Annotated in this window: 9 protein-coding genes and 4 pseudogenes; 11 read left to right on the top strand and 2 right to left on the bottom strand. The window is 58.2% G+C overall.

From position 1 onward, the window contains the following. Window positions 1–348 precede the first annotated feature (348 nt). The 3 pseudogenes from AC0L2B_RS00385 to AC0L2B_RS00395 all read left to right on the top strand — a co-directional run. Window positions 349–524 (top strand): annotated as a pseudogene (locus AC0L2B_RS00385) (gamma-glutamylputrescine oxidoreductase); the annotation flags it as partial. Window positions 525–844: 320 nt separating this feature from the next. Continuing rightward, window positions 845–1,016 (top strand): annotated as a pseudogene (locus AC0L2B_RS00390) (succinyl-CoA--3-ketoacid-CoA transferase); the annotation flags it as partial. 45 nt (window positions 1,017–1,061) lie between these two features. After that, window positions 1,062–1,493 (top strand): annotated as a pseudogene (locus AC0L2B_RS00395) (CoA-transferase); the annotation flags it as partial. 256 nt (window positions 1,494–1,749) lie between these two features. On the opposite strand, the gene AC0L2B_RS00400 reads toward AC0L2B_RS00395, so the two are convergent. Further along, the gene (locus AC0L2B_RS00400) at window positions 1,750–2,712 is read right to left on the bottom strand and encodes a LysR family transcriptional regulator (RefSeq protein WP_473743662.1); all 963 of its coding nucleotides are present in this window, start codon (window positions 2,710–2,712) and stop codon (window positions 1,750–1,752) included. Between the two features lie 86 nt (window positions 2,713–2,798). Between AC0L2B_RS00400 and AC0L2B_RS00405 the strand changes: the two genes are divergently transcribed. From AC0L2B_RS00405 to AC0L2B_RS00425, 5 genes and pseudogenes are all read left to right on the top strand, one after another. Further along, window positions 2,799–3,572 (top strand): enoyl-CoA hydratase/isomerase family protein, encoded by a 774-nt coding sequence (locus AC0L2B_RS00405; RefSeq protein WP_473743663.1) that lies wholly within the window; start codon window positions 2,799–2,801, stop codon window positions 3,570–3,572. 2 nt (window positions 3,573–3,574) lie between these two features. After that, on the top strand, window positions 3,575–5,782 hold the full coding sequence (locus tag AC0L2B_RS00410) for an acetate--CoA ligase family protein (RefSeq protein WP_473743664.1): 2,208 nt from the start codon (window positions 3,575–3,577) through the stop codon (window positions 5,780–5,782). 68 nt (window positions 5,783–5,850) lie between these two features. Then, window positions 5,851–6,613 (top strand): IS5 family transposase gene (locus AC0L2B_RS00415; RefSeq protein ID WP_473743665.1). Its coding sequence is split into 2 segments (ribosomal slippage): window positions 5,851–6,182 and window positions 6,181–6,613, totalling 765 coding nucleotides; the frame shifts between segments, so codons are not numbered across the junction. A gap of 119 nt (window positions 6,614–6,732) precedes the next feature. Continuing rightward, a complete protein-coding gene (locus tag AC0L2B_RS00420) occupies window positions 6,733–7,593 on the top strand; it encodes a hydroxymethylglutaryl-CoA lyase (protein ID WP_473743666.1) in 861 nt (286 codons plus the stop codon). Continuing rightward, window positions 7,590–8,365, top strand: a pseudogene (locus AC0L2B_RS00425) (crotonase/enoyl-CoA hydratase family protein). The gene AC0L2B_RS00420 and the pseudogene AC0L2B_RS00425 overlap by 4 nt, the downstream one beginning before the upstream one ends. Window positions 8,366–8,502: 137 nt before the next feature. Here the strand turns inward: AC0L2B_RS00425 and AC0L2B_RS00430 are convergent. Beyond that, complete coding sequence (locus AC0L2B_RS00430) at window positions 8,503–8,718, bottom strand: hypothetical protein (protein ID WP_473743667.1); 216 nt, start codon at window positions 8,716–8,718, stop codon at window positions 8,503–8,505. Between the two features lie 558 nt (window positions 8,719–9,276). On the opposite strand from AC0L2B_RS00430, the gene AC0L2B_RS00435 reads away from it, so the two are divergent. The 3 genes from AC0L2B_RS00435 to AC0L2B_RS00445 all read left to right on the top strand — a co-directional run bounded on the left by AC0L2B_RS00435 (window position 9,277) and on the right by AC0L2B_RS00445 (window position 13,642). Further along, a complete protein-coding gene (locus AC0L2B_RS00435) occupies window positions 9,277–10,929 on the top strand; it encodes an ABC transporter substrate-binding protein (protein WP_473743668.1) in 1,653 nt (550 codons plus the stop codon). Window positions 10,930–11,391: 462 nt separating this feature from the next. Beyond that, window positions 11,392–12,429, top strand: a complete 1,038-nt coding sequence (locus AC0L2B_RS00440) for an ABC transporter permease (RefSeq protein WP_473743670.1) — start codon at window positions 11,392–11,394, stop codon at window positions 12,427–12,429. Window positions 12,430–12,442: 13 nt separating this feature from the next. Next, entirely contained in the window at window positions 12,443–13,642 is a 1,200-nt protein-coding gene (locus AC0L2B_RS00445; RefSeq protein WP_473743669.1) for an ABC transporter permease, read from the top strand. The last annotated feature ends 203 nt before the right edge of the window (window positions 13,643–13,845 follow it).

Consider the following 13,845-nt stretch of genomic DNA (forward strand, 5'->3'; position numbering starts at 1 on the left):
TTCGGCATAAACTTTTTCGGCGGTGCCTGCTTCAAACTTTGTGGTGACAATAGCATTGTCGGTGATCTGCGGGCGCAAAGAGTATATTACAATTATTCGAAGGATCTGTTGCGAGGTTGACAACTTGAGTGGCCGGACGCAAGCGTCGTTGCAGCCAAGCACGTCGACAGTCGTTCGAATTGTTGGAAAGCTCATAGATCGGATGCGATATCACCATGCTGCACCCAAAAGTGCGGCATAGCGAGTATCAGCCACATCAACGCGAACGCTTCGAGGAGTCAATCGTGACAGTCCGGGAATAAGCGCGACGTTTAATGAGGTCGCGACACTTCCCATGTCCGTGAAAGAACGAACACCTGTTTCACCCACGGCTATAGTGGCCACGGAGCCACGGGATCGCACCTTTTGGCTGCACCTGGCCCGAGGGCGACGCTCTTCGATTCTTCGAGAAGCTGCCATGATATCCGTTCCCAGGCGGTCGAATTTTCCGGGCGCAATATTCAACGCTCGGGTCCTGGTGGTAGATGTTCAGGGATGCGGTCGGACGGTAGGGTAGCTCTTAAGGTCTTGGTTTGGACCCGGTTTTCCAAGCGTGGTGAAAGAGCGCATTTTGCCAGCCGGGTCACTTTGGCGCCAGTCGCACGTACTCCGGATGCATAATGCTCGTTAACACTCGGGACCTCGTCATCCACTCAGGAAATCGGCGATCCGTTTTGATGACCTTTCGGGAGGCTAAGCAAGAGCCTGCCGCCGGTTGTCCAGTCGTCACGCGACCGTGACCCGCTCGCGGCGCGCGCGCTGCCGGCGTCCTCCCCAACGGCCGGGCGCTATTTCCAGGCGCAGGATGGGGTCGTTTGCAGCTTTTTGGTGTGAAGGGCTTTTGTTCGACGGTATGTTCCTTGCCGCTGGCGGGTTTGGGCAATCCGAGAGGCCTGAACCAAGGACTGACGATTGTCTCGAACAACTGCGGCGTCGATGATGTTGGCCTCGGCGTGCTCCTGAAAACGAAGCAGATCTAGAATCTAGTGATGATCTCGTCCTATCTCTGGCGAGAACGGGACGAGACCGACGCCGATCTCATCAATGCCGGAAAGCAGGACGGTGATGGCGCTGCCGTTTCTGCTTTTTCGACTCGGCACAAAGCTTCATAATGATCCGTCGCGACAAGATGCCGAGGCAATCCTCGGCGCGATGGAAGTTTCGGGCCGGTGACCTCGCTAGCTGGATGATCCCCAGCAAGCTTGTCAAAGGCATGAGGCCATGGACCTAGTGGCTGGGGTCAAACGGTTGTCTTGGTCATGGATCACACCAGCAAGGCCGGAGAGTCCAAGGTGCTGAAGGCCTGCACTTGGCGCTGACCGGCTAGCGCGTGGTCCACCCGATCATCACGAGCCTTGGAGTGCTCGATCTCGTCGAAGGCGGTTTGAAGCTGGTACGAGGGCGTCACTGACAGTCAACCGCGCAGCGCAACCGAAGCAACCATCGTCAACTGATGTGCCCCCTTTTCCATGCAGCCCAGTCAAGATCGTGAGCTGGAGACCCTTTCGCGCGAAGAGCCGACCAGCTCCCGGGTCACAAAGCGCCACAAGCCTTCCGAAATCCTTGTGCGCTTGGCTGCTTGCGGCGAAGAAGTCACGCGCTCCAAAAGCATTTCCTCGAATAGCACGCGATCTGCGGAATCAGGTCGTTACACGTTGATGTGACAAGCCCCAGGAAGTCATCTGCCGCGATAGAGTTGTCGCTCGGTACCTATTTCTTTTCCGCCAGATCAGGTTTCCCATTATTGACCCATCTGGCTCCGGTCGGAATTCTGAATCCGTGCTTTGCGCCCCGCCGCAGCATTTCCATGAGAATTCCGGCGGCTGGTGGCATAGGAGTCTGTGGATCATGGACAAGATAGATCTCGCGTTCGACTACCGGACCGACCAACCTTTTTTGGGCAAATTCACAAAACTGCATCATGGGCAGGACAAGGCTAGGCACTGCCGATACGCCTAGATCGGCGGATACGAGGCCCGCAACCGCGCCGACGTCACGAACCTCTGTGACGGTCCCGAGTTGAATTTCGGCAATCTGCAAGGCCCGATCCACACACGTGCGAATGCTGCTCAAGGGATCGAATGCGACGAAGTCTTCCCCCGCCAAGTCGTCCCAGGCCACCGTTTCCGTGTCTGCAAACCTGTGAGATTTCGAGCAGATGCACATCAGACTATCCGCTGCGATCCGTTCGCAGACCAGCCGTCCTTTCGCTTTTGGGAAGGAAGTGATGCCAAAATCGACGTCCCCGTTGGAGACATAACGAACAACTTCCTCCGCGAAACCATCCTTTACCAACAATCTAACGTTGGGCCTCGCTTTTCGGAATTCGGAAATGACCTCCGGCAGGATAATGGACGCAACCGAAGAAAGTGCAGCTAGGCTCACAATTCCCTCGAGCCCTCTATGGTAAAGCTGGAACCGTGACAGCCCGCTTTCAAATTCCTCCAGAACGCGACGGGCATTCATCAGTAGCTGTTCGCCGGATGCCGTAAGGACAACCTTCCTTGTAGTGCGCTCGAACAAGCGTGTGTCCAGTTCCTCCTCAACCTCCACGATCGTTCGGCTTAAAGCCGATTGCGCTATGTTCAGTGAGCGAGCCGCAGCGGTATACCCGCCGCGCTCCGCGACCGCGACGAACGCCCGTAAATGCCTGAGGGTGACATTATTGCTCATTCGCGATTGATCTATACTCAAGACATGTTGGACGCGCAATAAATTTAAGGCGAATGTATCAGGATCAGCGTCTTGAGAGATTGTCCATGAACGAAGTCGTGACGAAGCAAGAAGACCAAGCGTTTCACATTATCCTCAATCGACCCGAACGGATGAATGCCGTCAACGAGGCCCTGTATCAACAGACGTTGGATGCGCTGAACCATGCAGATAAGGACTCCGAGATCCGATGCGTGATCCTGTCCGGAAGCGGCCGCTCTTTCTGTGCCGGTGCTGATCTGAAGGCCCACAAATCCGGCGAACGGACGCGCGATGAGCGCGAGGCGTATATTATGCTCGGGCAGCGCGTGTGCGAGCGAATTCAGACGATGAAGACGCCCGTGATTGCCGAGGTGCACGGCTATGCTCTAGGCGGCGGGGCGGAAATCGCGACCTCTGCTGACTTTCTTATCATATCCGAGGATGCCCAGCTCGGATTTCCAGAAATTGCCATTGGAACCTATGTGGGGGGAGGTGTGACGCTCCGCCTTCCGAGGCTCATCGGGTTGAGGAATGCCGCCAAACTTTTGCTGCTGGGCGACAGGATAACCGGCGCAGAGTGCCTGGAGATTGGCCTGGCGACCGAGGCTCCGGCAGCGCATCAGTTAAAGGAGCGCACGGCGGCGTTAGTGGAGCGGATCGTCAGGAACGCACCATTGTCAATGGCTCGCCTCAAGGCGGCGATCAATTTACCACAAAGTCCCGAGGAGCTTTTTCGGGTCGAGGCAGAAGACCTACTAGCGATCATGGAAACCAGCGATTGGGCAGAAGGCGTTGCCGCCTTCGCGGAACGCCGCTCGCCTCGTTTCGAAGGAAGATAGAAATGACCGTGGGGCACCACACAGAAGCAACGGCCGCCTTGAGCGGCGAGCCGGAATTGCCAACTCACACAGGCCGCCAAAACGAAGCAACAGCCTTGAGCCGCGTACTGGAGCCGCATTCTGTAGCGATCATCGGGGCCTCGGCAAACCCTGACAAGCGCGGCTATCAGATCATCAAGGCTCTGAAGAACGCCGGCTACGGCTATCCGATCCTGCCGGTCAATCCTAGAGGAGGGACGATCCTCGATTTGCCAGTTTTCAGTGACGTCGATGCCCTTCCCGAATGTGTGGACATTGCGGTAATCGTTCGGCCGGCGGAGGAAGTGCCGGAAACCCTCATCCAGTGCGGCAAAAAAGGCATTGCCGGCGCTGTGGTTCTGGCGCACGGGTTCCGTGAGCGAGGAGACAAGGGTTCTGCCGCGGAAACGAGATTGCTTGATGCCTTAGCGAAAAGCGGCGTCCGCATCATCGGACCGAATACATCGGGAATGCTGAACTGCACTGTGCAGGCGGATCTCATTGGCCTGCCGGAACTGCCGCCGAGCGGGCCAGTCAGTGTTCTGACCCAAAGCGGCAACATGGTGCTTTCGGTCGTCGAAGACAGTCGCTCCATCAATGGTCCGGGCTTCGATGTCATCGCGGGACTCGGTAACCAGACCGATATCGAGTATGGCGAATTGATCGAGGAGCTTTCCAGGCGTGAAAGTACCCACTCAATCGCCATCTATAACGAGGGATTTTTTGACGGCCGCGGATTCCTCGACGCGGCGGCACGAGTGGGGCAGAGCTGCCCGATTGTGATGCTGCGCGGCGGGAGATCCATCGAGGGCCGGAAGGCGGCGCTTTCCCATACAGGTTCGATCGCCGGTGCGGACGAAATCTCCGTAAAGGTGTTGGCCCAAATGGGCGTAACCCTGGTCGATCGTTCGGATGAGTTGTTGCCGGTTGCTGCGCTTCTCGCAACCAGTCCACTTCCTAAACCAAAAACCGGGGTTGCGGTTCTGACCGACGGTGGTGGACACGCAACACTCGCCGTTGATGCGTTGTCACGGGCGGGGGTGCCGCTAGCATCCCTTTCAGAACACACCAAGACCAAGCTGAGAAGTGTCCTCGGCAAGGAGGCCAATGTCGAAAATCCGATTGATGTTGCAAGCGCCGCGGACGCCTATCCCGACGTTTTCCCCGAATGCATCGAAATTCTGGCGTCAGATCCCCAGGTAGGGCTCGTTCTGACAAACGGGTTGTTTGGAGCCTACCACATAAGGTTCGATGCATCTCTGTTGAAAGCTGAGAATTCGGCGGCCGAGCGGATCGTGGCTTTGCGGAAAACCAGCGGCCTGCCTCTGGTCTTTCATAGCTGCTACGGCAATCGCAAGCCAGAGAATCACGACATCTTACGAAATGGCGGAATCCAGATTTTCCCCTCTATCGATTTCGCCGTGACCGGTTCCAAGGCGCTGTTTGAAAGGGCTAATTGGCTTTCTAACCAGAATAGAAATGACGATAGGCTGGCACCGGACGCGCCCCGCGTTTTCGTTCCCAGCGGGCTATCGGCAGAGACGACAGCCCGCGAGATGTTGCAGAAACTGGGCGTGGACACTGGCGAATGGTCGGCGGCAAGCGATGCCGGGGCCGTAAGTTCGGTAGTCTCTAGGTTTGGCAAGCCCTGTGCAGTGAAGCTGGACTCGTCCGTAATCGTGCACAAATCCGATGTCGGTGGTGTTCGCCTCGGCGTGACGCGAGAGGCGGCGCGCGACGCCGCGGATGACATCACCAGGGCCATGGCGTCCCATGCTCCCCCGGTGACGACCTTCGGTTTCATCGTCACGCCGATGGTGACTCACGGCGTGGAGTTGTTCGTGGGTGCCATCAATGATCCAGTCTTCGGCCCGGTGGTCTTGTTTGGCTCAGGGGGCGTGCTGGTCGAAGCGGTCAAGGACGTGACCTTTCGCGCGGCGCCGCTTTCTCCGGCGGAAGCTTTGGACATGATCAACGAGACGGGTGTTGCGAAGATCCTCGATGGTTTCAGAAACTATCGGCCAGTCGACAGGCGGTCCCTTGCCGACTTTGTCTCGTCCGTCTCCCTAGCGGTGATGAGAATGGAAAATCTCTCAGAACTCGACATCAACCCGATCATCGCGAATGAAAGCGGGATCTACCCCGTTGATGTGAGGTTGGTCGGAAACAAGAGAAGCTTGATGTCTAGCTAAGGTCAGGACCTATTAATCCGGTTGAATTGATGGTGAGCGGCTGATTCATTGTTGGCGGAGGTGCCACGATGGATGATTTGCTGATGTTATCGCCGGAGCAGATGCGGCGGATCGAGCCGTACTTCCCGCTGTCGCACGGCGTGCCTCGGGTAGATGATCGGCGGGTGCTCAGCGGGATCCTGTTCGTCATCCGCAATGGGTTGCGCTGGCGGGATGCTCCGGCCGGTTACGGGCCGCACAAAACGATCTACAACCGATTCATCCGCTGGAGCCGGATGGGCGTGTTCAACCGCATCCTGGCCGAACTGGCGGCTCGGGCCGGTGACCCGGACCAGTTGATGATCGATGCGACACACCTGAAGGCACATCGCACCGCCGCCAGCCTGCTCAAAAAGGGCTCTACCCCGATGTATTGGACGCAGCCGAGGCGGCCTGACCAGCAAGCTACAGGTGGTCTGCGATGGCAAAGGTCGTCCACTGCTGCTGTACCTGACCGAAGGCCAGGCCAACGACCACAAAGCTGCCGCCGCGCTACTCGAGCACCTGCCGCCAGCCCGCCACCTGCTCGCCGACCGTGCCTATAGCTCGATCGGCTTCCGCGATGCCCTCGTCCAGCGCGGCATCACTCCGTGCATTCCGCCCCATGCAAAGCACCGCATCAAGCATAACTACGATCCGGTTCTCTACCGCCAACGCCACAAGATCGAGAACACCTTCGCCCGCCTCAAGGACTGGCGACGAATCCATACCCGATACGACCGCTGCGCTCACACCTTCCTGTCCGCTATCGCTTTCGCCGCCACATTCATCTTCTGGATCAATGAGTCCTGACCCTAGCAGAAGCACAGACCGTGTCTGCGTTTTTGTCACTCACATTCACGACGGCGGCGCTGACACAGTCCGATTTAACGGCGATCTGATTTTTTTCTCGAGGCGGAGGCCCGACCCGAATGGTTGAATTCGTCCGCATCGTCGAAATGGGACCACGAGACGGCCTGCAGAATGAGAAGCGCCTCGTCCCGACCGCCGAAAAGATCCGGCTCGTCGACTTGCTGTCCGACTGCGGCTTCCAAATGATCGAAGCGACCTCGTTCGTGTCGCCGAAATGGGTGCCGCAGCTGGCCGACGCGGCCGACGTTATGGCCGGCATCCGTCGTGCGCCCGGCACCGCCTATGCGGTGCTGGTGCCCAACATGAAGGGCTACGAGGCCGCGCGGGCGGCGAAGGCTGGCGAAGTCGCCGTGTTCGCGTCAGCCTCCGAAACTTTTAGCCGCAGCAACATCAACTGCTCGATTGCCGAAAGCCTCGAGCGTTTCCACCCTGTGCTCGCCGCGGCCGCCGCCGACCGCATTCCGGTGCGAGGCTATGTCTCCTGCATCACCGACTGCTCTTACGAAGGACCGATACAGCCGGCTGCCGCCGTGAAGGTTGTGACCGAACTCCTTAATATGGGCTGCTATGAGATTTCGCTGGGCGACACCACTGGCCAAGGGACGCCCGCAACCATCGCGGCCATGCTCGATGCTGTGTTGGAAGCGGTGCCGGCCGGGAGACTCGCTGGACACTATCATGACACTGGGGGCCGCGCCCTCGATAACATTCTGGTAAGCTTGGAGCAGGGCCTACGCACCTTCGATGCTGCGGTTGGCGGGCTTGGCGGCTGCCCCTTCGCCCTGGGAGCAAAGGGCAATGTCGATACCCTCGCCGTCGCAGCAATGCTAGCGGACAGGGGCTATGAGACCTGCCTCGACATGAAGCGATTGGAGGAGGTGGCCCGCTTCGCGGGAAGCCTTAGAGAGGAGCGACCATGACCTTCGACACTATTTGCATCACGACCGACGAGATCGGTGTCGCTACGTTGATCCTGGTCCGCCCGGACAAGCACAACGCTATGTCTGGACAGATCATCGCCGAGCTTGCGGCCGCCGCGGAACTGCTCGCCAATGACAACAAAGTGCGAGCGGTGGCGGGGGCGACAGCTTCTGTGCGGGCGCCGATCTCGCCTGGATGCGGGCGCAGGCCTCCTCCGCGCGTGACGAGCGAATCGCCGAGGCCATGAAGCTGGGGGTGGCTCTTCGCGCGCTCAACGCATTACCCAAACCCCTGATCGGCCGCATCAACGGCCAGGCATTCGGTGGCGGTCTCGGCCTAATGAGCGTCTGCGACGTTGCGGTAGCCGTCGACACCGCGAGGTTCGGTTTCACCGAGGTCCGGTTAGGACTCATCCCTGCGACGATTTCCCCTCATGTGCTGGCTCGGATGGGAGAAGGCCGCGCGCGGCGGGTCTTCATGTCAGGCAGGATATTCGACGCCAATGAAGCCCGCGAACTCGGACTGGTTTCCCGGGTCGTGCCGCCGACCGACCTGGAGGCGGCGATCGAGGCTGAGGTCCGGCCCTATCTCTCGGCCTCGCCGCGGGCAGTCGCCGCCGCCAAGGCGCTTGCGCGCCGACTTGGGTCGGAAATCGACGACGCGGTGATCGGCGAGACGGTCGCTCTGCTGGCCGATGCGTGGGAAACGACTGACGCCGCCGACGGAATCGCGGCCTTCTTCGATCGCCGCAGACCGCGTTGGCAGGCGTGAGGCCGGCCGTGAGCCGTTTCGTCGACCGACGAATTTCCGCAATAGGCCGATCACAGCCCAAGCTCGATCAGAGCCAAGCTTGGTTGCTGCCCGTGCGGACCTCAACGATGTCATCTGGCACTGAATTTGGTTCGTCCTCACTTTCTGTGGTGGTCGTTATCGTGCACTCGCTTGCCAAAGCAATCGGTGCCGGATGAAAAAGCGGGATTAATTCCGGCCAGAAACTCGGCGCCTTCCATTTCAAAGTCCAATGAGACCACAGGACCGCGCCACCTCGAAGATTGCATCTCGGTACCTGAAGGCTCGATCAAGGTGAGGCAGGAGGCGAGATTGCCGATCTGATTCCTGTTCACTTTGTGGCCGACGTCTATCGCGCCGCAATTCCTGATCACATACGCAAGCGTCCGGGTCGCACAACCCCGGCAGCGCGTCGGGGGGCACACCATAAGCGCTTTGCAGTTCGGGCGGTGGCGTCAGCGAGCGCCGGCCCAAGATGATGAACGATACATTTCGACCGAGATCCTGCGGGATCGGCCGGCGACAAGTCGGTATCAAAGCGTTCAGCGAAAGTTCGGCGGCCGCAAAGCGGGCTCGCAGACAAATCGGCGGATTGCTCACTCCTCTTGCCCGCACAGGGCGGATCCGCAATTGTCCTGCCGTATCGGCTCTGCGCACGGCTCGATGACCACCTACGAAGCGCGACCAACCTGCTCTTCGTCGGGATGTTCAGGTGTTCTCGGGCAAACGCAAGCGAGCAAGCGGACCGATTAACTCTGGACGGGTAATCTCAACCAACACCTCAAGAAACAGGATGCAGTCGCAAAAAAGTCGTTCGCCGATTGATTTTTTTACGACTGCCCAGAGGCGCCCTTTTCTATAGCCTACAGAAGCAGCAAAACTGGGAGGTTCAGATGGGGTATTTCACTAGGCACGGCAAGCCTATGCCTACGCTCTTCAACAGTCTCGCCGAGGAAGCAAAAAAGGGCGGGATTGACCGGCGCGAATTCTTGACACTCGCTTCCATCTTCGGCGCGTCGACAGCTATGGCCTACTCGATGCTGGGTACCATCCCGCCGGCCCGCGCCGAAGAAGCGCCCAAGAAAGGTGGAACCCTGCGAGTGGCCCATCCCGTTTATGCTCCGAGGGATCCTCGCGTCAATGACTTGCCGGATTTGGCTAACATCTACAGGCAATTCCTGGAACCTTTGGTCAAGTATACCCCGGAACACACCTTTGAACCGAGACTTCTTGAAAGCTGGGAAACGAATGACGACGCGACGGAATATGTCCTGCACTTGCGGAAGGGTGTCAAGTGGAACAACGGGGACGACTTCACTGCAGACGACGTGATTTTTAACCTGCTGCGCTGGTGTGAAAGGGACGTACCTGGAAACACGATGGTTTCGCGAATGGCTACACTTGTGGATGAAAAGACAGGAAAAGCGCTGGAAGGCGCCATTGCACAAGTTGACGATCACACAATCAAGCTCAAGCTGCCAAAGCCCGATATTACGATCATCCCAACATTTTCCGATTATCCAGCGCTGATCGTCCACCGTGACTACGAAAAGAACGGGTCCGATATCGCTGCGCATCCCATAGGCACGGGCCCGTTTGAACTAGTATCATTCGACGTGGACAAAATGGCCGTCCTAAAGCGTCGAACAAACGGAAGTTGGTGGGGCGGTGAAGCGTACCTAGACGAAGTGCGATTCATAAGTTACGGCGCCGATCCTTCCACTCTTCTGAGCGCCTTCGAGTCAGGCGAAGTAGATGCTAACTATCAGACCGAGGTAAATTACGTCACCGCATTTGATGACCTGGGCTTGGTGAAGTACGAAGCGAATACGTCTGCCACGATAGTGTGCCGCGCCCACGTCACCACTAAGCCTTATGACGATCAGCGGGTGCGCAATGCACTGCAGTTGGCGGTCGACAATAATGCTGTGCTGCAAACTGCCTACAATGGCTACGGCACCGTTGCTGCGAATTATCACGTAGCACCACTACATCCGGAGTATTACCCTGTTCCGGAGACAAAGAGGGATGTTGAGGCTGCCAAGCGGCTTATGGCCGAAGCTGGCCAGGCCGGCTTTGAACACGACATCATCACTCCTGACGGGGATTGGTGGAGGGACACCGGCGATGTGATTGCTGCGCAGTTGCGAGAGGCCGGATTCAAGGTGAAGCGCACCGTCGTTCCCGGGGCCACTTTTTGGAACAATTGGTTGAAGTACCCACTCTCGATAACGAACTGGAATCATCGGCCCCTGGGTGTGCAGAATTTGGTGCTTGCCTATCGCAGTGGTGCCGCATGGAATGAGTCGGGCTGGTCAAACCCAGAGTTCGATAAGAAACTCGACATCGCGTTGACACTGCCGGACCCACAAAAACGCAAGGCGGTCATGCAGGATGTTGAAACGCTCCTGCAAGAATCCGGTATCATCATTCAGCCTTATTGGGTTTCCTTGTTTAATCATTCGACAAAGCAAGTAAGGGGCTACAAGATGCACCCGGCATTCGAGATTGATCTCGGTAAGGTTTGGCTCGACCGGGCTGCGTGAGATGACTGGATCTGGTTTGATCAATGGGCTTCGTCGGGGACGACGAAGCCCCATGCGACCTCAACTGGGAGTGCCTGGCGGCTCGTCGACAACTCGTAATCCGATGAGCGCGTCGCTGGACGAGTCGAGCGGCGAGGCTACGCGCCTGCTCGGGAGTTCGCGGTTGGTGATGCTTATACTTTGTTTCTCCAGTCGTTGGTTGAAGTTCTGTGGCCGCCACCGCGTCAGCGAACTGGATTTGCAGATCTGCCGCGGATGATCAAAGAGGGCGAGACACTGGCACGTTTCAGGCCCTGTAGCTGATGCAAAAAAATAGCCCGCCTATTGACTTTAATTCGAGTGGCAATCCAGGACTGGGCTGGTAAGCATCACTTCAGATCGCTGCTGTTTCAGCAGACTAAGAATAAGATCATGATCGACATTGATAGGTGGGGAGATCCGCCCGTCAATCGGGAGGTTGCCATCCTGAGATTCACCCTGAGGCGCCTCGGAGTCATGGCGCTGACTATGTTTGCGTTGACCCTTGTTGTCTTCTATCTGGTCAACTTGGAACCGAACCTCAAGAAGCTTGCACTGGTGCAAACAAACTATCGCGCCAGCGCCGCGGACGTGGAGAACTGGCTCCAAGCGAACGGGTATCGCGAGCCGTTCTTCAAACGCTACGGCGAATGGATCGGCATCTGGCCGAAGAATCCGGTTCTCGACCCCAAGAGCGGCCAGCCGGCCCTCAAGTTCGGCTTCTGCCACGAACCGGAGACACGGCAATTCTCGGGCGTGCTCCAAGGCGATTTCGGCTGCTCGACGCAATTCCGGGTCAAGGTCATTGACACGCTCTGCCCAGCGCTCGTGGCGACGGCTATCCTCATGTTCTGGGTCATGGTGGCCATGCAGCCGGTGGCGCTCGTCGCCGGCGTGCTTGCGGGGATGCGGGAGGGGTCTCGAACGGACCGAATCCTTTCGGTCATCTCGATCGTATCCACCGCGACCCCGGAATATGTCTCGGGCGTTATCTTCACCGTGATCTTCGCGAGCGGGCTCGGATGGCTGAACGGCTCGGCCGCCACGGCAACCGATCAGGGGATCACGCTGTACAATTTCACCCTGCCGGTCATAACTGTCGCATTCTTCGGCGCGGGTTACATCGCCCGCATGACGCGCGCCTCGATGGTCGAGGTCATGACTGCCCAATACATCCGAACGGCCCGCCTCAAGGGTTTGAGCTTCCATGCGGTGGTCATCAAACATGCGCTGCGCAACGCGTTGATCACACCGTTCACTCTCATCATGCTCCAGTTTCCCTGGCTGCTCACCGGCGTCGTCATCGTCGAGACGATGTTCCGCTACCAGGGATTCGGTTTCACGCTGGTGCAGGCGGCAGGCAACAACGACATCGACCTCCTGCTAGCCTGCTCGCTAGTGTCGGTGGTCCTCGTGCTATTCACGCAGCTGATGTCAGACATCGGCTACGTCTATCTAAATCCGCGCATTCGCGTGCAATAGGAGGGCCGGGCGCATGGACCTGGAATCTATTGGCACCACGCGGGTCATCCTCGGCGTCCTCTTCCGTTTCTGGCCAGTGTGGGTGTCTCTCGCTTTTGTCATGGGCCTGAGCCTCGCTTTCAGGAAGAGACTAGGCCTTTATGGTCAGCTATTCGACAGTGGTGCAGGTGTCGCAGGTGTCGTAATCTGCCTCTTCTGGCTGTTCACAGCGATCTTTGCCTCGATCATCGCGCCATTCGATCCGCTCGCACAAATCTCGATCATGAAGAATGCACTGCCTGGTTCCATCGACCCTGGCACCAAAGACGTCTTTCTGTTGGGCGGCGACAGGCTCGCGCGCGACGTGTTCTCGCGGATGGTCTGCGGCAGCCGAATAGTGATGGTTATCGCGCCGTTCGCCACCGCCTTCGCGCTGATTGTCGGCATCGGACTTGGCCTGCCGGCGGGCTATTACGGTCGCGGAATCGATTCCCTCCTGTCCTTTCTCGCCAATCTAGTGTTGGCCTTCCCTGTTATCCTCCTGTTCTACCTGCTCGTGACGCCCGAAATCCGCCAGCTGTCCTTCGACAACTGGTTCAGCGAGGCAACTGGTATCGGAATTTCGGTCCCGCGGCTGCTCGCGGCCTTCATCTTTCTGCTCCCGGTCATCTTCTTCCTGACTCTGTTCCATACGCGGTTCAGGGACTGGCCCGACCGGCACTACCTACTAGTTGGACTGACGATTCTGATCGGCGGCTGGATCTATGCCGGCCTGGTCTTCGATGCCGATCCGTTCAAGATCATCCACATCGATCCCAACCAGCTCAACATCTTCGTGGCGGTGGTGCTCGGCTCCTCGCCCAGTGTATTCCGCATCGTGCGTGGCCTGGTCATGGATATTAAAACGCGCGACTATGTTGCGGCGGCGCAGACGCGCGGTGAATCGCCCTGGTACATCATGCTGTGGGAGATATTGCCCAATGCGCGCGGGCCGCTGATCGTCGATACCTGCCTGCGCATCGGCTACACCACGATCCTGCTCGGTGCGCTCGGCTATTTCGGGCTGGGACTGGCGCCGGAAAGCCCGGACTGGGGCACGGCGATCAAGGATGCCAGCCGGCTTCTGCGCTCGTTTATCCATCCGGCGCTGCCGCCGACGATCGCATTGATGTCGTTCGTGCTGGGCCTCAACCTCCTGGCGGATTCGCTGCGCGAACAGTCGATGAAAGATTGATGCTGGGAAGATCGATGCCGGGCTCCGGCCCGACATGAACAACAAGGATTGGAGCGACCCATGAATGAGGCAGTTCGAAATCCCGCCAAGCCGACCAACGGGCCGACCAACGGGCCGATCATCGAAATCGAGAACCTGTCGATCTCCTTCTTCACCCGCAAGGGCGAGATACCGGCCGTCATGGATTTTTCCTGCACGGTCAT

It is taken from the genome of Mesorhizobium sp. WSM4815, from assembly GCF_055811575.1.